General features: G+C 62.4%; 23 protein-coding genes. 9 read left to right on the forward strand and 14 right to left on the reverse strand.

Annotated features, from left to right (window positions below):
* The first annotated feature begins 91 nt into the window (after positions 1 to 91).
* The gene (locus O6760_RS15390; RefSeq protein WP_269580597.1) at positions 92 to 1114 is read left to right on the forward strand and encodes a methyltransferase; all 1023 of its coding nucleotides are present in this window, start codon (positions 92 to 94) and stop codon (positions 1112 to 1114) included.
* A 23-nt stretch (positions 1115 to 1137) separates the two neighbouring features.
* Positions 1138 to 1584, forward strand: coding sequence for a hypothetical protein (locus O6760_RS15395; protein WP_269580598.1), 447 nt, complete (start codon positions 1138 to 1140; stop codon positions 1582 to 1584).
* Here O6760_RS15395 and O6760_RS15400 read toward each other — a convergent pair.
* From O6760_RS15400 to O6760_RS15420, 5 genes are all read right to left on the reverse strand, one after another.
* Complete coding sequence (locus O6760_RS15400) at positions 1560 to 2057, reverse strand: MaoC family dehydratase (protein ID WP_269580599.1); 498 nt, start codon at positions 2055 to 2057, stop codon at positions 1560 to 1562. The two genes, O6760_RS15395 and O6760_RS15400, sit on opposite strands and share 25 nt — an antisense overlap.
* Positions 2054 to 2512 (reverse strand): MaoC family dehydratase, encoded by a 459-nt coding sequence (locus tag O6760_RS15405; RefSeq protein ID WP_269580600.1) that lies wholly within the window; start codon positions 2510 to 2512, stop codon positions 2054 to 2056. The genes O6760_RS15400 and O6760_RS15405 overlap by 4 nt, the downstream gene beginning before the upstream one ends.
* A 75-nt stretch (positions 2513 to 2587) precedes the next feature.
* Positions 2588 to 2953: a hypothetical protein gene (locus tag O6760_RS15410; RefSeq protein ID WP_269580601.1), complete on the reverse strand. Its 366-nt coding sequence runs from the start codon at positions 2951 to 2953 to the stop codon at positions 2588 to 2590.
* Positions 2954 to 3328: 375 nt separating this feature from the next.
* Positions 3329 to 4228, reverse strand: a complete 900-nt coding sequence (locus O6760_RS15415) for an NAD-dependent epimerase/dehydratase family protein (protein ID WP_269580602.1) — start codon at positions 4226 to 4228, stop codon at positions 3329 to 3331.
* Positions 4229 to 4278: 50 nt separating this feature from the next.
* Positions 4279 to 5172: a LysR substrate-binding domain-containing protein gene (locus O6760_RS15420; protein ID WP_269580603.1), complete on the reverse strand. Its 894-nt coding sequence runs from the start codon at positions 5170 to 5172 to the stop codon at positions 4279 to 4281.
* A 149-nt stretch (positions 5173 to 5321) separates the two neighbouring features.
* Between O6760_RS15420 and O6760_RS15425 the strand changes: the two genes are divergently transcribed.
* On the forward strand, positions 5322 to 6011 hold the full coding sequence (locus tag O6760_RS15425; RefSeq protein ID WP_269580604.1) for an FMN-dependent NADH-azoreductase: 690 nt from the start codon (positions 5322 to 5324) through the stop codon (positions 6009 to 6011).
* A gap of 16 nt (positions 6012 to 6027) precedes the next feature.
* Here the strand turns inward: O6760_RS15425 and O6760_RS15430 are convergent, their stop codons facing one another.
* The 5 genes from O6760_RS15430 to ychF all read right to left on the reverse strand — a co-directional run bounded on the left by O6760_RS15430 (position 6028) and on the right by ychF (position 11898).
* Complete coding sequence (locus tag O6760_RS15430; protein WP_269580605.1) at positions 6028 to 7803, reverse strand: SLC13 family permease; 1776 nt, start codon at positions 7801 to 7803, stop codon at positions 6028 to 6030.
* Positions 7804 to 7908: 105 nt separating this feature from the next.
* Positions 7909 to 8592 carry a fumarylacetoacetate hydrolase family protein gene (locus O6760_RS15435; RefSeq protein WP_269586285.1) on the reverse strand — a complete coding sequence of 228 codons (684 nt, stop codon included), beginning with the start codon at positions 8590 to 8592 and terminating at the stop codon, positions 7909 to 7911.
* Positions 8593 to 8680: 88 nt separating this feature from the next.
* Positions 8681 to 9349 (reverse strand): pyroglutamyl-peptidase I, encoded by a 669-nt coding sequence (pcp, locus tag O6760_RS15440; RefSeq protein WP_269580606.1) that lies wholly within the window; start codon positions 9347 to 9349, stop codon positions 8681 to 8683.
* A gap of 26 nt (positions 9350 to 9375) precedes the next feature.
* Positions 9376 to 10644, reverse strand: a complete 1269-nt coding sequence (locus O6760_RS15445) for an MFS transporter (protein WP_269580607.1) — start codon at positions 10642 to 10644, stop codon at positions 9376 to 9378.
* Between the two features lie 153 nt (positions 10645 to 10797).
* On the reverse strand, positions 10798 to 11898 hold the full coding sequence (gene ychF, locus O6760_RS15450) for a redox-regulated ATPase YchF (RefSeq protein WP_269586286.1): 1101 nt from the start codon (positions 11896 to 11898) through the stop codon (positions 10798 to 10800).
* Between the two features lie 234 nt (positions 11899 to 12132).
* Between ychF and O6760_RS15455 the strand changes: the two genes are divergently transcribed.
* Positions 12133 to 13818, forward strand: coding sequence for a DUF4384 domain-containing protein (locus tag O6760_RS15455; protein WP_269580608.1), 1686 nt, complete (start codon positions 12133 to 12135; stop codon positions 13816 to 13818).
* A 10-nt stretch (positions 13819 to 13828) separates the two neighbouring features.
* The gene (locus O6760_RS15460; RefSeq protein ID WP_269580609.1) at positions 13829 to 14407 is read left to right on the forward strand and encodes an OmpA family protein; all 579 of its coding nucleotides are present in this window, start codon (positions 13829 to 13831) and stop codon (positions 14405 to 14407) included.
* 64 nt (positions 14408 to 14471) lie between these two features.
* Here O6760_RS15460 and pth read toward each other — a convergent pair whose 3' ends face one another.
* Together pth and O6760_RS15470 are read right to left on the reverse strand one after the other, a co-directional pair.
* Entirely contained in the window at positions 14472 to 15236 is a 765-nt protein-coding gene (pth, locus tag O6760_RS15465; RefSeq protein ID WP_269580610.1) for an aminoacyl-tRNA hydrolase, read from the reverse strand.
* A 110-nt stretch (positions 15237 to 15346) separates the two neighbouring features.
* A complete protein-coding gene (locus O6760_RS15470; protein WP_269580611.1) occupies positions 15347 to 15985 on the reverse strand; it encodes a 50S ribosomal protein L25/general stress protein Ctc in 639 nt (212 codons plus the stop codon).
* A gap of 288 nt (positions 15986 to 16273) precedes the next feature.
* On the opposite strand from O6760_RS15470, the gene O6760_RS15475 reads away from it, so the two are divergent.
* Entirely contained in the window at positions 16274 to 16615 is a 342-nt protein-coding gene (locus O6760_RS15475) for an RNA methyltransferase (protein ID WP_269580612.1), read from the forward strand.
* A 3-nt stretch (positions 16616 to 16618) separates the two neighbouring features.
* Here O6760_RS15475 and O6760_RS15480 read toward each other — a convergent pair whose 3' ends face one another.
* Positions 16619 to 17305 carry an MOSC domain-containing protein gene (locus tag O6760_RS15480; RefSeq protein ID WP_269580613.1) on the reverse strand — a complete coding sequence of 229 codons (687 nt, stop codon included), beginning with the start codon at positions 17303 to 17305 and terminating at the stop codon, positions 16619 to 16621.
* On the reverse strand, positions 17302 to 17859 hold the full coding sequence (locus O6760_RS15485; protein ID WP_269580614.1) for a MarR family winged helix-turn-helix transcriptional regulator: 558 nt from the start codon (positions 17857 to 17859) through the stop codon (positions 17302 to 17304). The genes O6760_RS15480 and O6760_RS15485 overlap by 4 nt, the downstream gene beginning before the upstream one ends.
* An 86-nt stretch (positions 17860 to 17945) precedes the next feature.
* Here O6760_RS15485 and O6760_RS15490 point away from each other — a divergent pair, with 86 nt between their 5' ends.
* From O6760_RS15490 to O6760_RS15500, 3 genes are all read left to right on the forward strand, one after another.
* Positions 17946 to 18695 (forward strand): hypothetical protein, encoded by a 750-nt coding sequence (locus O6760_RS15490; protein ID WP_269580615.1) that lies wholly within the window; start codon positions 17946 to 17948, stop codon positions 18693 to 18695.
* Positions 18696 to 18908: 213 nt separating this feature from the next.
* Entirely contained in the window at positions 18909 to 19478 is a 570-nt protein-coding gene (locus O6760_RS15495) for a PDC sensor domain-containing protein (RefSeq protein WP_269580616.1), read from the forward strand.
* 65 nt (positions 19479 to 19543) lie between these two features.
* Complete coding sequence (locus O6760_RS15500; protein ID WP_269580617.1) at positions 19544 to 21658, forward strand: methyl-accepting chemotaxis protein; 2115 nt, start codon at positions 19544 to 19546, stop codon at positions 21656 to 21658.
* The last annotated feature ends 1 nt before the right edge of the window (position 21659 follow it).

The raw sequence follows: 21659 nt of genomic DNA on the forward strand, positions 1-21659 counted from the left end.
CAATAGTTATAATTGATCACTCCCAAGAACATTTCCCAAATCGGGAAATTCCTGTGCATTTGTTGCTCAGAATACTTTAGGAGGATAATTTATGACCGAAGCCAAGTCTCTGGAAACGGCTGAGGAAATTTCTGACATTGCTTTCGGTTTCATGGGGTCCAAGGCCCTTTTTTCTGCACTTCATGTCGATTTGTTTTCCGTTCTTTCAGAAAAGACCTTGTCTCCGGCAGAAGTTGCCAAGCAAAGCGACCTCGATGTCGATCGGGCAACAACGCTTCTGACCGCCCTGACCAGCCTCGGGCTGGTGCGCAAGGAAGGCGACGGCTTCACCAATTCGGCGGCCGCCGAGGCCTTTCTGGTCAAGGGCCGCAAGTATGACTTCGGCGACTATCTGCGCTTCCAGATCGACAAGCAGATGTATCCGTTCCTGACGCAGCTCAACGAGGCCCTGACGGACACGCTCGACAAGGACCAGGTGGCCTCCTACGAGGACTGGTTCAGCGACCCGAAGGAAGCGCGGCTCTATTCACGTTCGCAGCATTCCGGCTCGCTCGGGCCGGGACGGGGGCTGGCCAAACTGGTCGACCTGTCTGCGGCGAAGACCCTACTCGATGTCGGCGGCGGCACCGGCGCGTTCTCGATCTCGCTGTGCAAGGCCTATCCCGGCCTGCGTTCGACCATCCTGGACTTTCCGAATGTCGCCAGGGTGGGCGAGGAATTCATCGCCGAGGAAGAACTCGAGAGCCGGATTTCCTACAAGCCGGGCAACGCCCTGAAGGATCCCTGGCCGGACAGCGCGGACGCTGTGCTGATGTCCTACCTGTTTTCCGGCGTGCCGGGCACGTCCATCCCCGGACTGGTGCGCAAGGCCTTCGAGGTGCTGACCCCGGGCGGCGATTTCATGGTGCATGACTTCATGGTGGACGAGAATCGCGAAGGGCCGAAACTGGCCGCGCTCTGGCAATTGCAGCATACCGCCTTCAACCCGGAAGCCCGCTCGATCACGAGTTCCTATGTTGCCGGCCTGATGGAAGCCGCCGGGTTCACCAATATCGCGGTGGAACCGATGATCCCGGGCATGACCATGCTTGTTCATGGGCACAAGCCGGAATAGCATTCGGCCACTTGAAAGGAAGTATGGCAGGGAGAACCACCTTGCCATCGACCATCGGTGGCAAGGGCAAGAGGCGGATGGGTGAGGACGAGCGACAGGAACACGGGGCAGCGCCCGGCAACGATCTTGTCACTGTCGGCCGGGCCTATGGTCCGCTGGAGTGGACGCTCGCCGTCTCGATGCTGAGGGCGGCCGGTCTCCAGATTGGGACACGGGGTGACGCCATTGCGTCCGTTTCGTGGGACAAGATGATCGCCTGGGGCGGGGTGGCCCTCCAGGTTCCGGCCTCGCAGGCGTCCGACGCAGCCGGACTGCTGACCGCGTTCTATCCTGTTCGAAAACGCCGCGGTGTGGAGCGGCTGCTGATTGCGGTGGCCGTTTTCCTGTTGTTTCAAGTGCCGCCGCCACCTTCGGGTTTCTATCCGGTCCGTGCGGCGGTCACGCGTCAGTCCGCTCCGGATCCCGCCTGACGCTTCCTTTCCACGAACACCGTGCCCTTGAAGGAGAACACCAGCTTGCCGTCCTGGTTGACGGCAAGCATGTCGGAATGGACGAGGCCCCAGTCGGGGCGGCTGCGGCTCTCGGTCTTGCCGGTGACCACGCGGCGGTAGCTGAGGCGGTCGCCGACATAGACGGGCTTGATCCATTTCAGGTCCTTGAACCCTGGAGACGGTCCGAGGCGGGCAGGTGTCCGGCCTTCCGCGAGCGCGGCGTCATGGACCGCCTTGTGGGCGGCAACCCAGAGCTTCATGAAGATCGATGCCGTGTGCCACCCGGACGCGCACAGACGGCCGAAGTGGGTCTTGGCAGCGGCTTCCTCGCTGAGATGGAACGGCTGCGGATCATATTTCCCGGCAAAGCGGATGATGTCTTCGCGCGTGAAGGTGTGGTCGCCGAGCTCCAGCGTGTCACCGATCTCGATGTCCTCGAAAAACGCTGTCATGGTGCAGCCTCCCGCCTGGCGAACAGGATCGGGTTTTCCCATTTGAGCACCTCCACGCCATGCTGGTTTGTGGCGGTGACGCGCACGGATGCGATGCCGAGATCCGGCTTCGAGCGCATCGCCTTCGTCTCCAGCACTTCTGCTTTCGCCGTCAGCGTGTCGCCGGGAAACACCGGACGTTTCCATTGAAGCTCGTTTATACCCGGCGAGCCGCGGCCCGCCGTCTTGTTCAGAAAACCCGTTGCCAGCAGGCGCATCACCAGAGAGGCGGTGTGCCAGCCCGATGCGGCGAGGCCGCCCAGGATCGAGGCCTTGCCGGCCGCTTCGTCCAGATGGAATGGCTGCGGATCGAATTCCTCCGCGAACTCGATGATGTCGTCTTTGGTAACGGTGAGCGCGCCCAGGTCATATTCCTGGCCGGGCGCAAGATCTTCGAAGTGGATGAGGTCGGACATGAAACCGGATGGTGAATGAACGGGGTTGGAAAAGGGGTGCGTCCACGTTTCCGGGGCAAATTGTGTGGGCGACGGTCAGTCGTAGTAGATCTCGTTGTCGTCCATGTAGACGTTGCTGGCCGCGCAGATGTCGATGTCGATGGGATCGTCGAGCACTTCACTGTCGTCTTCGCCGAGCCAGCCGACCTGGAATGTCTGTTCACAATTGCCGGTATCGGCCGTGAATTCCGCGGTAGCGTTCTCTCCGGGCTCGAGAATGTCGGACAACCAGTTGTCGGACCAGCCGCTGCCGTCATTGGTGTAGAAGCCGACCACGATGTTGTTTTCGGTATTGTTGTAGATCTGGAAGAACCCTTGCGAACCGGTTCCCTGTGCGAGCGCGGCGGTGCCGGTCGTGAAAACAATGAGGCCGATGGCGGCCGACTTCAGAACGTTCATCATCTCTCCCCCAAGGCAGACCACTGCCCAGACAGTTACTGAGCGCCCAGAAGCTAGGGTCAGGACTCACTCATTGAATGAAATGGTAGGGATGAATTTGTTCGGATACGAGGCGCAAATCTGCAGGAAACCGTCCGGTTTTCAAAGATTTGCAACGACGTTGCCGGGCAAATTCACCCTATCCCGTAGGGACGCAAAAACGGCTTCGATCTGCTGCGTCAAACCGCTCAACCGGGCAGGAAGCCCGCTTTTCGCGCTTTTCCTCGCAGCTCATCGCCGTTTGTTGCGCCATTTCAATCAATTAATGAGTCCTGACCCTAGTCTCAGCGAAGGCGGAAGTAAATTTAATTGTTCCCCGGCTTCCGTCCGTTGCCAGTTTCAGACCTTCACGTATTTGCGCCAGTCATGTTCCTCCTTGAAGCCCAGGACCTCGCGGATCTTGCGATTGGAGAAAAGCGCCTCGTGTTCGCCAAGGTCCCGGGAGAGCGGCACGTTCGGAAAGAACCGTTTCAGGATCTCCTCGTTGGGAATGTCGACGGAATTGGTGTCGTTGCCGGCATTGAAGACCTGGTAGCCGAGCCCGTCCCTTGCAAGGCAAAGATCGACGATCTGGCCAAGGTCCCGGGCGTCGATGTAACAGAAGATGTTCCTGCGGCGCTGAGCGGGATTGGCGAAAAAGTCCGGGAAGCGGTCATACTCGTGCGGCTCGATGACATTGCCGATCCGGAGCGCGTAGATGTCGAAGCCCGAGCGCCGCTGGAAGGCGCGGGCGGTCTGTTCGTTGACGACCTTCGACAGACCGTAGCTGTCCATCGGATCGACATCGTAATCCTCTTCGACCGGCAGCACCTTCGGATCGACGACACCGTCGGCGAAACACACGCCATAGGTGGTTTCCGACGAGGCGATGATGATCTTGCGGATGCCCAGTTTCACCGCCGCCTCGATAACGTTGTAGGTGCCGACGGCATTGACCTCGAAAGTCTCGTTGTCCGGATGGATCAGGATCCGCGGCACGGCGGCAAAATGGACTACGGCATCGAAGGCGGGCACGCCTGTTCCGGGTTCCAGCTCGTCGAAATTGGCGTAGCTGGTCATCACGTTGAACATCTCGCCCGAGGACGTGATATCGGCGGTCAGGTTGTCGACACCCGGATGATCGAGCGGGGTCAGATCGACATTGACCACCCGGTGGCCACGGTCCAGCAGGTAGGGCACGACATGCTTGCCGGCCTTGCCGGAGCCGCCGGTGAACAGAAGTCTCTTCGGAGTGGTCATGAACTTGTCCCTGTGTCTCAATAGGTGAATGCAGGCCGTTGCCGGGGTGGTCAGGTGCCGGCGGTTGGGGGCATTTCCGCAAACAGCCATTCGCGGATGGCCTGGATCTTCATATCCTTCGCCCTTTGGGCCGGATAGACAAAGTAGTAGGCATTGCCTTCCAGCTCCGGACCGAACGGTTGCGTCAGCAGGCCATTTTCGAGCGCTTCCTGCACGAGGACTGTGCCCAGCAGCGCCACGCCCTGGCCGGCAATTGCCGACTGGATAACATGACTGTCGGTGGTCAGGACAGTGCCTGCAGTCGTATCGACACCGTCAAGGCCGGCGCGCAGGCACCATTTCTGCCATGACGGTGTGAACGCGTCCTGCTTGTGCCAGACGGAATGAAGCAGGGTCTGGCGTTTCAGGTCTTCCGGCGTGCGGACATCAAGTTTCGGGCTGCAGACCGGCAGGAACCGGTCTTCTGTCAGATGCTCGCAGATCAGGCTGGGAAACGGGGCCCCTCCGTAGCGGATCGCGCAATCGGCTGCACCGGAATGCAGGTCCACGACCGTTTCGTCCGGCTGGATGCGCAATGTGATGTCCGGATGGATCAGGTTGAAGCCAAGGGTTCTCGGCACCAGCCATCCCGTTGCAAAGGCCGTCGTTGTCGACACCGTAACGGCTTGGCGGGCAACATTTCGCCGGACTTCGCCGAGAACATCCGACATGGCGGAAAAGGCATCGTGGAACACCGGGAACAGCCTGTTGCCCGCTTCGGTCAGCCGGACCTGGCGCGGTTTCCTGACGAACAGCCTGGTGCCGACCGTTTCCTCCAGCAGCCTGATCTGATGGCTCACCGCCGTTGGCGTGACACCAAGTTCCGCAGCTGCGTGCTTGAAGCTCAAATGACGGGCGGCAGCTTCGAAGGCGCGTAGCGCGGCAAGCGGCGGAAGAGCGGCCATAGATGAATCTCATTCATTTAAAGGCTGAGGAATTCGATTTTGCCTCGTCTGAAACTAGCCACTATCTCGAAGAGGCGCAACAACATCTGCCGAGTAACAGATGAGTTCAGATTATTCGATTTCCCGTGCGAAACAGAAGGAGATACTTCATGGCCACATTGCTGCACATCGATTCCAGTGCCCGAACCGGCGGCTCGGACGAACACCGGTTCGGTTCGCACAGCCGGCGGCTGACGCGCCGGTTCATAAATACCTGGAGCGCCGGTCGGCCTTCGGACAACGTGATCTACAGGGATGTTGGAGCGAACAGTCCCGCGCCCGTCACCGGCAAGTGGATCCACGCCGCCTTCACAAGGCAGGAAGATCGCGAGCCATGGATGCACGAGGTGCTCGCGGAGAGCGACCGGCTGGTCGACGAACTCCTCTCGGCGGATATCATCGTGGCGGGCGTGCCGATGTATAATTTCGGCGCTCCGGCGCAGTTCAAGGCCTATATCGACAATGTCGTTCGCGTGGGCCGGACCTTCGGCTTCGACAGGAGCCGGCCCGGCGCCCCGTACTGGCCCATGGTGCCGGCGGGAAAGACACTGGTGCTGCTGTCCTCGCGCGGCGATTTCGGTTACGGCCCCGGGGAGCGGCTCGAGGCGCAGAACCATGTGGAACGGGGTGTCAAAACGCCCTTTGCCTATATCGGCGTGACCGATGTCCGGTCCATTGCCGTCGAGTTCGACGAATTCGCGGACGAACGCCTGAAGGCCTCGATTGCACAGGCCGAGAGGCAGGTCGATGAGCTTGTCGCCGAACTGTGTGCGGGGCTGGGCGCGGACAGGGCCGCCTGACCCGCAGGTTTTCAGGTCAAAGCGGCCAGAATACCAGGATCGCGGGAATGGCGACGGCCAGCACCAGGATCTCCAGGGGCAGGCCGATCCGCCAATAGTCACCGAAGCGGTATCCGCCCGGGCCCATGATGATGGTGTTGTTCTTGTGTCCGATCGGCGTCAGGAAGGCGCAGGAGGCGGCCACGGCAACCCCCATCAGGAACGGATCCGGGTTGACACCGAGCGAATTGGCGATCTGGACGGATATCGGCGCCGCGATCAGGCAGGTCGCGACGTTGTTCAAAAAGTCGGACAGGGTCATGGTGACGATCATCAGGACGGAAAGCGTGACCCAGGCCGGCGCTCCGGCGGTCAGCGTGGTGATGCCGTCCGCGATCAGCTGGGCGTTGCCGGCCTGCTCGAAGGCCTGGCCGAGAGGGATCAGCGAGCCGAGCAGCACGATCACCTTCCATTCCACCGACTGGTAGACTTCCGTGCCGCTGACAAGACCGCTGGCGGCATAAAAGACCACGCAGGCTGCAAGCGCGACCGGCAGATAGGCGAAACCCGTGACGGCGGCGGCAATGGCGAGCACGAAACCGGCAATCGCGAGCCAGGCCTTGTTGCGCTGGATCACACCGGTGCTGCGGCCTTCCAGTGGCAGTACGCCGAGCCAGTTGCTGGCGCTTTCCAGCCGGTCCGGCGTGCCGAGCAGCAGGAGCACGTCGCCGGCGCGAATGATCTCGTGGCGGACACGCTTCTGGATGCGGCGGCCCTGGCGGGAAATGCCCAGCAGCGTGACGCCCTGGCCGTAGAGCAGCCGGGTCTGGAAGGCGGACTGGCCGACGATGCGGGCGCTGTCGGGCGCGATCGCTTCGGTCAGGGTCAGCGCGTTGCCGGTGATGCCGCCCTTGTGCCGTTCGGAGCCGGCGAATTCCAGCTTGGCGGTGCCCATGAAGGCTTCAATCGCCTTCGGGTCGCCCTCGACAAACAGGTAGTCGCCACTCTTCAGGGGCTCGCGCCGGGCAAAGCCTCGGATCCGGCGGCCGTTGCGGATCAGGCCGATGATCGCGACATCCTTCTCCTCGGCAACCGGATAGAGATCTCCGACCGTCATCGGCTTGTCCTCGGGGATGTCGCCGAGCTTCAGTTCCGCCGAATAGAGGCTCTCCGCGAAACCGTCCTCTGCCGGCTTCTGGCGGAAATGACCGGGCAGCAGGCGCCAGCCGATCAGCGTGACGAAGGCGATGCCGCAGACCGCGACCACCAGGCCGACGGGCGCGAAGTCGAACATGGTGAAGGGGCTGCCGAGGGCATCCGAGCGGTATTCCGCGATCACGATGTTGGGGGGCGTGCCGATCAGGGTGATCATGCCGCCCAGGATCGTTGCGAAGGACAGGGGCATCAGGGACAGGCCGGGAGACCGGCCCGCTTTCCTGGCGGCCTCCAGGTCAAGCGGCATCAGGAGGGCGAGGGCGGCGACGTTGTTGATGATGCCCGAAAGGCCGGCGCCGACGACCGACATCAGGCCGACATGCCGCGCAAGGCCGTTGGATGCGGACAGCAGACGCGCCGCCACCAGTTCCACCGCGCCGGAATTCATCAACCCCCGGGAGACGATCAGTACGAGCGCGATGATGATGACGGCCGAGTGCCCGAAGCCGGAAAAGATCTGATCGGACGGCACAAGCCCGAGCAGGGCCCCGAGAATCAGCGCGCCGAAAGCAACGAGGTCGAAGCGGATCCGGCCCCAGACCAGAAGCGCGAAGACGGCGCCGAAAAGCAGGAACAAAGCGGTTTGGTCGAACGTCACGGTTGGCAGGCTCCGGTGCAGGGGCTGGTTGTGCCACCTGACCATGAGACAGGTTCAATCTCAAGGCCGGCGATTGCACAGGCGCCTTCGCCGGCCTCCTGGTGGCTAGACCACGCTGACGACCAGCCCCGGTAATCCCTCCACCGTCGCCTCGAGCCTGTCTCCGCGCATGACCGGTCCGACTCCGGACGGTGTGCCGGTCAGAATGACGTCGCCGGCATCGAGCCGGAACAGCTCGGACAGTTTCGAAATGACTTCCGGCACCTTCCAGATCATCTGGTTGAGATCGCCTTCCTGGCGGGTGTCGCCATTGACGGAAAGCGCGATCCGGCCTTCGCTGAGAAAGCCGCAACCGGCGGCCGCAACGACCGGGCCGATCGGTGCGGAGCGTTCGAAGGCTTTCGCGGCTTCCCAGGGGCGTCCGGCCTTTTTCGCTTCCGCCTGCAGGTCGCGGCGGGTCATGTCGAGGGAGACGGCAAAGCCATAGACACGGTCCAGGGCGTTCTCGACCGCGATGTTGCTCCCTCCGGATTTCAAAAACACCGCGAGCTCGATCTCGTGGTGGACGTCGCCGGTCATGGGCGGATAGGGGAAGGTCCCTGAGGGGTCCAGGTTGTCCGGGTTCTTCTGGAAAAAGAACGGCGCCTCGCGGTCGGGATCATGGCCCATCTCGACAGCGTGGGCGGCATAGTTGCGCCCGACGCAATAGACCCTGCGGACGGGAAAGCCCGTTTGGCTCTTGTTTACGGGCAGGATGACGGGTTGGGGAGCCGGAATGACGGTCTGCATGGCGGCGGCACCTTCTTGAATTGGCGAGGTCACGCTTTTAGAGCGTTCCCCCTCGGGCTGTCGAGGGACTTGCTGCCCGGAATGCATCCTAGACCTGGAGCCGTCCGGAAACCGGGGCGTTGCTGTCCTGCGGATGGTTCACGAGCGCGGTGAGTGCCAGGCGCAGACCCTTTGCCGCGGTCGCCACCGACATGCTCGGCGCGCCGAGATTGTGCTCCAGCGCGGCGACCTCGGGAAGGTGGGGCAGGTGGATCCAGCCCGCGGGGACCGGCTGGCCGGACCCGGCCAGGTGATGCAGGACGCCGTAAAAGAGATGGTTGCAGCAGAAGGTACCAGGCGCGTCCGATATGTCCGCCGGAACGCCGCCTTCGCGCATGGCCGTGACCATGGCACGGACGGGCAGGGTGCTCTGATAGGCGAGCGGACCGCCCGGCACGGTCGGTTCGCCCTGGAGGGCAACGCCGGCATTGTCTTTCAGGCCGTATCGGGTGCTGTCGTTGAAATTGAACGCGAAACGTTCGACGGAGACGGTCGCCCGGCCACCGAATTCGCCCAGCATGACAACGGCATCGGCGCCCGTGTCCCGCAATGCGTCCCGGACCGCGTCGATGCAGACGAAAAACGTGTTCGGAACGATGCGCGAGACGATTACGGCGCCGGCGATGCTTTCACCGTCGAGGCGCCTGGCAACCTGTTCGGCCGGATTGACCGGCGTCGTGCCGAAGGCTTCGAAACCGGTCAGCAGAATGGTCTTCATCTGTCGCTTTCCCCACTGGGCCTTGGTCAGTCATCGTAACCGTCGGTGTCGGGCATGGTCCAGACCACGACGAATGTCAGGATCCCGGCGGCGACCAGGTAGAAGGCGGGGGCAAGCTGCAGGTGCGATTTCTCGATCAGGAAGGTGGCGACAAGGGGCGCCGTGCCGCCGAACAGGGCCAGCGGAATGTTGTAGCCGAGGGAATAGCCGGTCACCCGCACGGAGCGCGGGAACTGGGAGATCATGGTCGCCATCAGGGGGGCGAAGAAACACGACAGGACGGCGGCCAGGCCAAGCTGGCCCAGGATAATCATCACCGGGTTTTCGTGATGGATCAGCCAGAAGAGCGGCAGGCCGAACAGGGTGACGCCGCCCGAACCGATCAGCATCAGGGCCTTTCGGCTGGTCTTGTCCGCCAGGTAGCCGACCACGGGCAGCATCAGCATGAAGATCACCATGACGCTGGTGTTGATGGTGAGCGCCCGGCTTTCGCTCAGGTGGACGTAAGCCACCAGGTAGGACGTCAGGTAAACGAAGGTCAGGTAGAAGCCGACGCCGTTCAGGATGTTGCAGGCGATGGTTCTGAAAAGCGCGGGCCGGTGGTTGCGCAGCACTTCGCCGACGGGAACGCTCACCGGATCATGCGGCGAGGGCGGCAGGTCGGTGTCGTCGCCCTTGGTGCTGCTGCGGATCAGGAAACCGGTCAGGCCGACCAGCAGGCCGAAACCGAAGGGGATGCGCCAGCCCCAGCTGCCGAGATCGTCGGCGGGCAGGAGACTGGTGGCGAGGGCCGCAACACCCGAGCCGAGCAATACGCCGAAAACGGCCCCGACCAACGCCCAGGAGACGACGAAACACCGCCGGTCCCGGGGCGAGATTTCATAGAGATAGACCGAGGATCCGGTGTATTCGCCACCGACGGACAGGCCCTGCAAAAGCCGGAGCAGCGTGAGGGCGAGCGGCGCCAGAATACCGATCTGGTCGTAGGTCGGCAGGAAGGCGATCAGCGTCGTGGGAATGGCCATCAGGGCGACGGAAATCAGCAGCGCCCTGCTGCGCCCGAGCCTGTCGGCGACATGACCAAGCAGGAGACTGCCAATGGGACGCATCAGGAACCCGGCGGCAAACACGCCGAAGGTGCTGATCAGGCTGACAGTAGGACTGCTGCTGGGGAAGAACTGGTGCGCTATGATCGGGGCGAGATAGCCATAGACGGCAAAGTCGTACCACTCGAGCGTGTTCCCGACGGTGCCCGCAACGATCTTGCGGATTTTGTTGTCAGCGGCCGACCCCATGATACTTCTCCCCCGGACGTCCAGTTCCTCTGTCCGAGGAATTTAGGGAACATGTGTTTAGCTTCCGTTTCAGTGGCAGGGCGGAAGCGTTCGGGGCAAATCCAGCAATGCGCCCGGCCGCACGCGGGGTGAACCCGCGTGCGGCCGATCAGGTCAGGTGTTGAACTTGAACAGGAGCACGTCGCCGTCCTTGACGATGTATTCCTTGCCTTCGTCACGGGCCTTGCCGGCTTCCTTCGCGGCGCTTTCGCCGCCAAGGCCGACATAGTCGTCATAGGCAATCGTCTGCGCGCGGATGAAGCCGCGTTCGAAATCCGTATGGATCACGCCGGCCGCTCCCGGCGCCTTGGTGCCCTCGGTGATGGTCCAGGCGCGGGTTTCCTTCGGTCCGGCGGTGAAATAGGTGATCAGGCCGAGCAGGTCGTAGCCGGCACGGATCATGCGGTCGAGGCCGGGCTCTTCCAGGCCGATCGTTTCCAGGAATTCTTCCTGTTCTTCCTTGTCGAGCTGGGAGATTTCCGCCTCGATGGCCGCGGAGATCACGACGGCGATCGCACCTTCCTCTTTCGCCTTGGCTGCCACTTTTTCAGACAGGGCATTGCCCTCGGCCGCGGACGCTTCGTCGACATTGCAGACATAGAGGACCGGCTTTGCGGTCAGAAGGTTCAGGCCCTTCAGGATCCTGGCCTCTTCCGCGTCCGAGGTTTCGAGCATGCGTGCCGGCTTGCCGTCCTGGAGGAGGGCCAGCGCCGCTTCCATGATCGGCAGGACCGCCTTGGCTTCCTTGTCGCCACCGGTCGCCTTCTTCTTCAGGGGCGCGATGCGCCGCTCCAGGCTTTCCATGTCCGCGACCATCAGCTCGGTCTCGACCGTCTCCGCGTCGGCAATCGGGTCGATGGCGCCGTCGACATGGGTGATGTCGTCATCCTCGAAGCAGCGCAGCACATGGGCGATGGCGTCGACTTCGCGGATATTGGCCAGGAACTGGTTGCCGAGACCTTCGCCCTTGGACGCGCCGCGCACCAGGCCGGCAATGTCCACGAATGTGATGCGGGTCGGGATGACTTCCTTGGATCCGGCGACTTCGCGGATGGCGTAAAGGCGCGGATCGGGGACGGCTACCTCGCCGGTGTTCGGCTCGATGGTGCAGAAGGGATAGTTGGCAGCCTGGGCGGCTGCGGTCTTGGTGAGCGCGTTGAAGAGCGTGGACTTGCCGACATTCGGCAGTCCGACAATGCCGCACTGGAAACCCATGGGAGTTCGCTTTCGGTTGGTCTGAAACTGTTGCCGCGCTTCATGCCCGAGCGCAACGGACAGGTCAAGGCTTTGCGCGGGGTTGAGGCGCATGCAACGGCAACAGATTGCCGGGACAGAACCGCCGGGGCGCGGGCCAGGCGCAATGAAACCGGATGAACGCTTTCCTCCGATCCGGGATCGGCTATACTCGCGCCGGTGTTTTGGGCGATTTGTATTGGGAATTGAAACGGGATGGTTTCCAGTCTCAGGAAGTCCGGCGTCCGGAGGTTCCGGTCGGCCGTCGCCCTCGTGCTCATGGTCTGCCTTGGCCAGGGTCTCCTCGAAAGAGGAGCCCGGGCACAGTCCTTCGATCCGGGATCGCTGACCGGGCTCTACGGCGACACGTCCATCGATCCGGCCCTGCTCGACACTGTCGGCCGGGCGGAGGTGACCCGGGCCTACATACCCGACGCCATCGACCTGTCGCCCATGATGCCGCCACCTTTGCTGCAGATTCACGGCAGTTGTGTTTCCTATGCCATCGGCTATGCCATCCGCGGCTATTACGCCGCCCTTGAGAACAATGTCTCGCCTGGCAGCCGCGCCTTCACACCGAGCCCGGCCTTTCTCCATTCCCAGATCCGCGACAAGGGTGAAACCTGTGAAAACGCGGGCAGTCATGCCTTTTACGCCTTGTCCTATTTCAAGGGGCAGGGCGCGCCCGATCTCGACGCCATACCGGATATTGCCATGTGCTCGGAACGGGTGGAGCGGCCATCGGCGCCTCCGGACCGGTTCCGCATTCGCGATTTCCAGTTCATCTACGTCGTCGAGCGCGACAGGCGGCCCGTCAGCAACCGGGACCTGGATGCCATCAAGCAGCAGCTTGCCAAGGGGCATCCGGTCGCGGCCGGCTTCCGGATGATGGCGGTGGTGCCCTCGGCGCGTACGCCCGACGGGGTCACGTTGCAGTATCTGAAGGCCGGCGAGATCTACCGGGGCTCGCATGGGCCGAATGGGGGCGCGGCCGGCGGTCACCAGATGGTGCTGGTCGGCTATGACGAACGCCGCCAGGCTTTCCTGGTGCAGAATTCCTGGGGGCCCTATTGGGCCGGAGACGGGTATGGCTGGATCAGCTATGACGCGGCACGGGCCGATCTGCGCAATGCGTCGGTGATGCGCACAAGGATCGATCCGCCGCGACCGGTTCCCGGGATCACCCGCACGGACCGTGACAACCAGGTGGCGTTCAGGGGTGACGCCTGCAGCAGTCTCTATGTCAGCGAGGACACGCCGGACGGCTTGCCCCTGGTCAGTGGATTCGTCAGCAGCCAGGCGGCCCTTCTCAAGCTGCGTTCGGAATTTCCGGAAGAGCAGATCCGGAAGGTCAATGTCCGACCCTGGCCGGTCTGCGAGGTGCTCAAGACGCTGGACCGGCCGCTGGCCGAACCCTCCAGGCCGCGCATCCGCCTCCTTGGTGGCAGTGCCGACCTGGCCTATGGCGACTCGCTGGCTTTCGAGGTGACGGCGCCAGACTTCGCCTCGTTCCTCTATATCGTCTACCTGCAGGCGGACGGCACCGTGGTCAATCTGCTGCCGCGGCGCGGTCCGGTCCGCCGGCAGGTGCCATTCGGCGAGAGTTTTGTCTATGGCGACGGCCGTCAGGGCCGCCAGACCTTCACGGTACAACCACCGGCCGGGGCCGAGGCCATTGTGGTGATCGCGGCCCACAGTCCGGTGTCCCAGCTGGAGGCGCTGGAAGGCGAAGGCGGTGGCCAGTTCACCATGCCGGTCAGCGCGGAAGAGGGCAGCGGCATTGCCAACGACCGCTATTTCCTGACCGCCCTGAGGGCGGGCCTTGCCGAACGGCCGGACGGGACCCGTCTGCCACGCGAGATTTCAGCCGCCGTGCTGCACCTGACAATCCGGGCCGAGTGAGGACGCCGACATGCCGTTATCGAGAAAAACCCTTGCCGTCCTGTTGACCCTGGCTTCCGTACTTGGCGTTGTGGTTTCGCTTGTGCAGCCAGCAGCGGCGCAAAATGTCACCAGCGAGGAGATCATCCGGGCCCTGCTGCCGCAGGGAGGCGGTTCGAAGGTCCGCTCGTTCCGCAAGGCGGAACCGCATCCGTTCCGCGGCATCAATATCCAGGGCCAGCTGCCACCGGAAGCCGAGCTGCCGCGCATCAACCTGACGGTCAATTTCGAATTCGACAGCGCCTCGCTCACAAATGACGGCATTCTGACCCTGCAGGCGCTTGGCGAGGCACTGAGGGACCCGCGGCTGAGGAACATGCGCTTCCAGATCGCCGGCCATACGGACCTGCGCGGGACGTCGGCCTACAATCTGGATCTCTCCAACCGCCGCGCCTTCATGGTGGCCGAGTTCCTGGCGGCGTTTTACAGCATCCCGCGGGACCGCCTGGTTCCGGTCGGGTATGGCGAAAGCCGCCCGGTCGACCCGGCAAACCCGGACAGCGGACGCAACCGGCGGGTGGAGATCATCAATGTGCAGCCGCTGTCGTGACCCAGGGACGCCGCACTAGCGCTCGCATCAATCGTAATCGCATTGTGCTGAATGAGGCCCCAACCTAGTCCTTGCCGCCGCCAAGGAGTCTCTTCAGCATGTCGGCCATGGGGCCGGATTTCGGCACGTTGACGGGCTTCGCCTGACGGGCCTGGCGGATGTGGCTCTGGCCCTTGGGCTTGGTTGATGCGGCCTTTTGTGCAGGTGCGCCGGCGGTGGTCTTGTCCGTAGGAGCCTTCTGCTTTCGCTGGGCCTTTTCAGGCTCCAGAGCCAGGGTCAGCTTGTTGGCGAACTGGCTGTCCTTGCCCTCGGCCAGCAGACCGGCCTGGTCGGCGATCTCGGTCAGAAGCGGCTCGAGCCAGTCCCGGTCCACCTTGGCGAAGTCGCCCAGCACGTAGTTGGACACCAGCTTCTTGTCGCCCGGATGGCCGATGCCGAGGCGCAGGCGCCGGTAGTCCGCGCCGATATGGGCAGAGATCGACCTGAGACCGTTGTGGCCGCCATGGCCGCCACCTTTCTTCATGCGGAATTTGGCCGGCGGCAGGTCGAGCTCGTCATAGAGCACGACGATATCCTCCGGCTCCAGCTTGAAGAAGCGCATGGCCTCGCCGACCGCGCGGCCGGATTCGTTCATGTAGGTGCCGGGTTTCAGGAGCAGGACCTTTTCCGAACCGAGGCGGCCCTCGGACACCTGTCCCTGAAAGCGCGCGCGCCATGGCTGGAAGCCCGGATGGCAGCGATGGATCTCATCGACGGCCATGAAGCCGATATTGTGCCGGTTGCCTGCGTATCTTGCACCGGGATTTCCGAGGCCGACGATCAGTTTCATGACTCACCTTGAAGACCGGATCCTGAAACGAAAAAGCAGCCTGACGCGGCTGCTCTGAAGTTCGGGGGAGGCGGCAACCGCCTCCCTTGTTTTTATAGCAGACGTGAAGCTTATTCGCTTGCGGCTTCTTCGCCACCTTCTTCGGTCGCTTCTTCTTCTTCGCCTTCGTCGGTGTCTTTCAGGCCGGCCGGTGCAGCGATCGTTGCGATGGTGAAATCACGATCGGTGATGGTCGGTTCGCAGCCCTTCGGCAGCTTGATCAGGGAGACGTGCAGGCTGTCGCCCAGATCGGCTTCGGCCAGATCCAGTTCGAGGGCTTCCGGAATGCTGTCGGCCGGAACGGTCATTTCAACCGTGTGGCGCACAACGTTCAGAACGCCGCCCTTCTTGAGGCCCGGGCAGGTTTCCTCGTTGAGGAAGTGGACCGGAATTTCGACGGTCAGGGTCGAGCCCTTGGCAACGCGGAGAAAGTCAACGTGCAGGACATCGTCGCGCACCGGGTGCAGCTGGTAGTCCTTGGCGATAACCTGATGCTTTTCACCATCGATGTCGATGGTACCGATCTGCGCGGTGAAGCCGCCCTTGTGCAGGGTCAGCGTGGTTTCCTTCACCGGGATGGTGATCGGCAGGGCCGGTTTCTTGTCGCCGTAGATCACGGCGGGGAGAAGGCCTTCGCGACGCAGTGCCCGTGCGGCCCCCTTGCCCACCCGGTCCCGTGCCGACGCCTTCAGCTCATAGCTGGCAGCCATGGCAAAACTCCTTCGAGTGTATAGATATCGGACCGGCGAACCACCGTGCCAGAAGCGTCAAGTTGTCCGGGATCGGTCCATGAGCGCCTCCTCCAGGGGTGCAGGCGCGTGCGGGGTATACTGAAACAGCGGCGAAAGTGCAAGCGGGAAATGGCCAAACTCCGCGACAATGTCCGCATACGGCCACATGAGATATGCGTGGCACTCAAATGGTGAACCTTTCGGTTGACCGTAGCCGTTTCCCGGGAAAGTATTACAGGACCCGGCAGGCGAAGGACACAGGAAACAATGGCAATCGATGAGGACTTGAACGACCGTCTGCGCAGCCATCTGGGGAACAGGTCCGGGCTGGCGGAAAAACGCATGATGGGCGGCATGTGTTTCCTGCTCAACGGCCACATGATCTGCGGCGCAGACCGCACCAAGGAGGGCGAGCGCAGGTTCATCTTCCGGGTCGGCAAGAACAACCACGACAAGGGAAGCGCTTTGCCGGGCGCGGCGCCCATGGTGCAGGGCGGCCGCGTGATGAGCGGTCTGTTCTTTGTCGGCGACGATGACGCGAGCGACGAGGCTCTCGATGCCTGGCTGGACCTTGCTGTCTCCAATGCGCTGACGCTGAAGCCGAAGTGAGGTTCATCCCTGCAGTCTGGCAGACGGGTCTTCCCTGAAATCGGGGTCGACCTTCCTTGCAAAGGCGGCCCGCCAGGAGGCGGTGAGGACCTCCAGTTGCGACAGGGCCTTGGCAACGGAGGAGTCGAGGCGGGGATTGAACCGGGCCAGGATCACCTCGCGCAGGTTCCAGTCCGGACAGGGACGCTCGACAAGGGACAAGGTGTCGCCGGCCCGGAGGGTGCCTTCCTCCAGCACGCGGAAATACCAGCCGGTCCTGCCGGTTTTCTGGAAGGAGGCCGCCTGGGCCGGATTGCCGGTGTGCAGGTTCAGCTTCCAGCAGGGCTGGCGGCCCTGCGATATCTGCAGGCGCGCGGCGCCGGCGCTGAAAATGTCGCCGATGCACAGGTCTTTTTCGGTGAACCCTTCCGAGGAGAGGTTCTCGCCGAAACCGCCGGGCCGGTAGATCTCCGCCAGGTCCGGGAAGGCGGTGCGCCAGTGGTCGTGGTGCTCGGACGGATAGTGATGGAGAGCCATTTCCGGCCCGCCGTGGACAGCCGTGTCGGCCTGCCGGTCTCCCTTGAGGCCGGTCCGCGTGACCTCGACAGGACCGTCCACCCGTGTCTTGCCGATTGCCGAGGGTTCCTTTCCTTCCCAGCGATGCGCGGGAGAACCGACATAAAGGTCCAGAATGCGGGCTGTTTCGCTCATGGGGCTGTTTCCTGTCCGGGAGTGTGCTCGTGGCAGAGCTGGGAGGCTTCGTGCGGCTTGAGGGATACGTCAAGCAGGCGGCAATGACCACCCGCGGCGGTCCTTTCGTGATGCCGGCAGGTGCGGCACAGTCCGAAGGAACGGCCGCCGCGCTGTTGCAGCAGGGCCAGCACAAGCGCCTTCAGCGATGCGGCAAGGCTCTCGGTGATCTCCGGCGGTAGCGTGTCCACGGCACTTTCCAGCTCCGAGGTCTCCTTCAGGAGATCCTGCCCCTCCCTGGTGACGTCGTAGCGGATGCTGCGCTTGTCGGATTCCGACCGCGCTTCGGCAATGAACGCCTTGCGGGCAAGCGCCTTCAGCGTTTGCGAGGCGGTGCCCCGCGTGGTGGCGAGAAAATCGGCCACATGGGATGGCGCGCGTGAAAACCGGTTGGCGCGCGCCAGATAGCTGAGCGCGGCGAATTGCGACGGGTTCAGCGGCCCGTTCCATTCCTCCGACGCGTTGAGGCGCGTCAGCCGGTCGATCAGGTCGCGGATGGTCTGGGTGTCGGTCATGCTGCTTTTGTAGCGAGTCGAAATTAAACTTGCAATAGTTTCGACTCGCTACTAATAGAGATTGGTCTCAAACAGGGAGAACACCCATGCTGAAGTCAATTCTTGGAAGTCTTCTGATCACCGTCCTGCCCACAGTCGCCCTGGCGGATGGCGGCCATGCCCAAAACCAGAAAGGCGCTGTCCTGTCTGCGGAAAATCCGGAAATCGATCCGAATTTCGATATCCTGGCTGCCCATGTGCACCGCGAGGGACGGGTGGTGACATTCCACATGACCCTGAGCGGCACGGCAGGTGAAACGGTGCCGGAACCGCAGGGCGCCCTCGCGGGGGCACCCGTCCAGTCCTATGTCTGGCCGACCTCGCTTGCACCGGACACGGTCGGCTTTGAAGGCGGGGAAGGGATCCTGGCGCTGGTGGCGACCAGCCATCCGGACTTCGATGACACACCGCTGTTTGACGAGGACGGCGACGGCGATCTCAAGAACGATGGTGCCCGGTGGCATTCCCACTGGGTGGTGCTGACCCCGAACGAGGCCTGTGGTCCCGGCGCCCTCTCGGTCCGGGACATTCCGGACGGGGCCACGCCGAAAATGCCGGCGACCTGGCCCGGCCTGCCGATCTATATCGACAGCCCCGGCTATTCACCGGTTCTGGCGGCCGAGGAAATCACCATCAATGTGGCCTTCGCCGATGAGGGGCAGGTCGAAGGCCTGAAATATGACGGCGTTACGTCCGCCTTGCGCGTGAATCGGAACGTGCACGCCCCATTGCTGTGTGTCACCGATGTGTTCGATGTCGCCTCCGGCGATCTCAGCCTGCCGGGCAAACTGCATTGATCCTGTGCGGGCGGAGAGTTCGTTGAGTTCTCCGCTCGCGCGAATTTGTAAAGTTAATCCTGTTCTAAACTTGATTTAATATTGTAATTATTGACATATCTAGTGATTTTACTTTCACGTGCTGGTTGTAAACAGTATCCTGTTGATCTGTATATACATAATCTTAATCGACTCCTGTGAGCCTTCCATAGAGGAAACACCTGGGAGTGAGACATGAAATATTTGATCCGAACCGCGGCAATTTCGTTCTTCTTTGTCGGAGCGGCAGCTGCGAATGAATTCGAGAGCGAGTTGAAGAACCTCGCTGCAGGCCAGATTGCCGAGATCGCCAGTGCCGGAGAAGTTGTCAGTGCGGTCAACGCACAAAACGAGATCACCGGTTCCTACGATCAGGCGAAGATCGACGAACTGGACGGCAAGTGGCGCGCCGAAGCCGATTCAGTCGATCAGCCGTTCATCGACGAAGTCCTGGAGAAGCCGCTGTCCGTCTATCTGGCCGACGTCCAGGAGGCGAGCGGAGGACTCTTCACCGAGATCTTCGTCATGGATGCCAAGGGTTTGAATGTCGGCCAGAGCGACGTGACATCCGACTACTGGCAGGGCGATGAGGCCAAATGGCAGGAGACCTATTCCGCCGGCAAGGGCTCTGTTCACATCAGTGAACTGGAAGAAGACGAAAGCACGCAGACCCTGCAGAGCCAGGTCAGCGTTCCCGTCGTGGATCCCGACAGCGGCAATGTCATCGGTGCAGTCACCTTCGGTGTCAACGTCGACAATCTTTAATCAGCAATAACGGCGGGAAAGACTTTCTTTCCCGCATCTTCCGGGAGGATGCCTTGAAGGTTTCCGTGAAACTTCCAGCCCTGGTCCTTGGCATAGCGCTTTTGTGCTCTGGCGGGGTCGGGCTTGCCAGCTACATGTCCGGAGCCAACACGGTTCGCGGTCAGGCGGAGCAGCGATTGACAGCACTCGCGGAAAGCCGCCGCGACAACCTGGCGGAATTCTACCGGAGCAAGGAAGTCGCCATCGGCGCGCATGTTCAAGGCAAGGCCCTGCGTGCCGCGTTCAGTGACTTTGACAAGGCCTGGTCCAAATACGGGGACAAGGCCGCCGACACGCTGACGAAAATCTATGTCACCGACAATCCGCATCCGCCGAACGAACGGGACCAGCTCGTCAAGGCCGGACGCAAGCCTTACGACAAGGCGCATGCGAAGCACCACAGTTCCCTGCGGGACTATGCCGACGCGAATGATCACCCGGACATCCTGCTGATCAATCTGGCTGGGGACATTATCTACAGCGTCCGCAAACGTTCGGATTTCGCAGTCAACGTCCAGTCTGACGGCTGGGCCGGGACGCCGTTGGCCAAGGGCTATCAGCAATTGTCCTCCAACAGCGCAACAGAGCTGTTGAGCTTTGATCCCGTGCGCTACCCGGGTGCCGACGGGCAGCCGTCCGGCTTCTGGATGGCGCCGGTGCAGGTCGGCTCCAAGACCATCGGCATGGTCGCCTACCAGACACCCGTCAACAAGCTGAATGCCCTTCTCGGCAACTACGCCGGGCTTGGCGAAACAGGCAATATCTTTCTTCTCAACGAAGACGGGCTCGTCATCAACGACAGCGGGCGGACCCCGGACGTTTCCGAACTGCTGGCAGAGGGCATGGACGCCCCCGAGGTGATGTCGGTGATGTCGGACGGTGCCGACTTCCAGCGACTTGCGAATTACGGCGGTGAGGATGTCTTTGCCGCGATGGTGCCGTTCTCGGCCCTGGGCAACCGCTACGCGCTCGTCGTGGTTCAGGCCGCCGGGGAAGTGCTTGCACCGCTCACATCGCTCAGGAGCTGGATCCTTGCGATCGCGATCGCCTGCGCCGCCACGGCCGGTGTCGTCGGTGTGCTGATGGCACGCAGCCTGTCCGGCCGGATCATGCGTCTTGGTCAGGTGATGGGCCGACTGGCCGAGGGCGACACCACGGTCGAGGTACCGGCCCAGAAGGCGGTTGACGAAATCGGCGCCATGGCAGCGACGGTTGAAGTCTTCCGCGAGAATGCGCTTGAGCGCGAACGGCTGGAAACGGAGCAGCAAGAGGTTGCGTCCGCCCAGGCAAAACAGGCGGCCCAGGTGGCTGAGCTGATTGCCGGATTCAGGTCCGAAGTGACGGAGATGCTGGACGCCGTGCAAGGCAACAGCGAACAGATGCGGCAGGCCGCCGAGGAAATGAACGGTCTGGCCGACGAAACGGCGGGCGATGCCTCAAGTGCCTCGGCAGCGTCCGAACAGGCATCCACCAACGTGCAGACCGTTGCATCCGCCTCGGAGGAATTGTCCGCCTCGATCCAGGAGATCCGCCGCCAGGTGCTGTCGACCGCCGAGATCGTTCAGGAGGCATCGAGAGCCGCGGTCCAGACCAACAGCAAGATCGAGGGCCTGGCCGATGCCGCGCAGCGGATCGGGGATGTGGTCAACCTGATTTCCGCCATTGCCGAGCAGACCAATTTGCTGGCCCTGAATGCCACCATCGAGGCGGCACGCGCGGGAGACGCCGGCCGCGGCTTTGCCGTCGTTGCGTCCGAGGTCAAGGAACTGGCGACCCAGACGGCAAAGGCAACCGAGGAAATCGAGGGCCAGATCGCCGAGGTGCAGGCTGCCACCAAGGAAGCGGTCGCTGCCATTGCCGGTATCACGGAAACGATGAGCCAGGTGGACGAATATACCGGCACGATCTCTGCGGCGGTTGAACAGCAAGGGGCTGCGACCAACGAGATTTCCGGCAATGTTCAGGAAGCTGCCAAGGGGACGCAGGAAGTCACCCGCAACATCACGACAATCTCGGAAAAGGCTCAGGTGACCAGTTCGTCAGCCGGGAAGGTCCTGTCGGCCTCCACCCATGTCACGGACCGGACCAACACGCTTCGCGGGACCGTGGACCGGTTCCTGAACGCGGTCTCCGCCGCCTGAA

The sequence above is a fragment of the Roseibium sp. Sym1 genome (assembly GCF_027359675.1).
In the GTDB taxonomy this organism is placed as follows: Bacteria; Pseudomonadota; Alphaproteobacteria; order Rhizobiales; family Stappiaceae; genus Roseibium.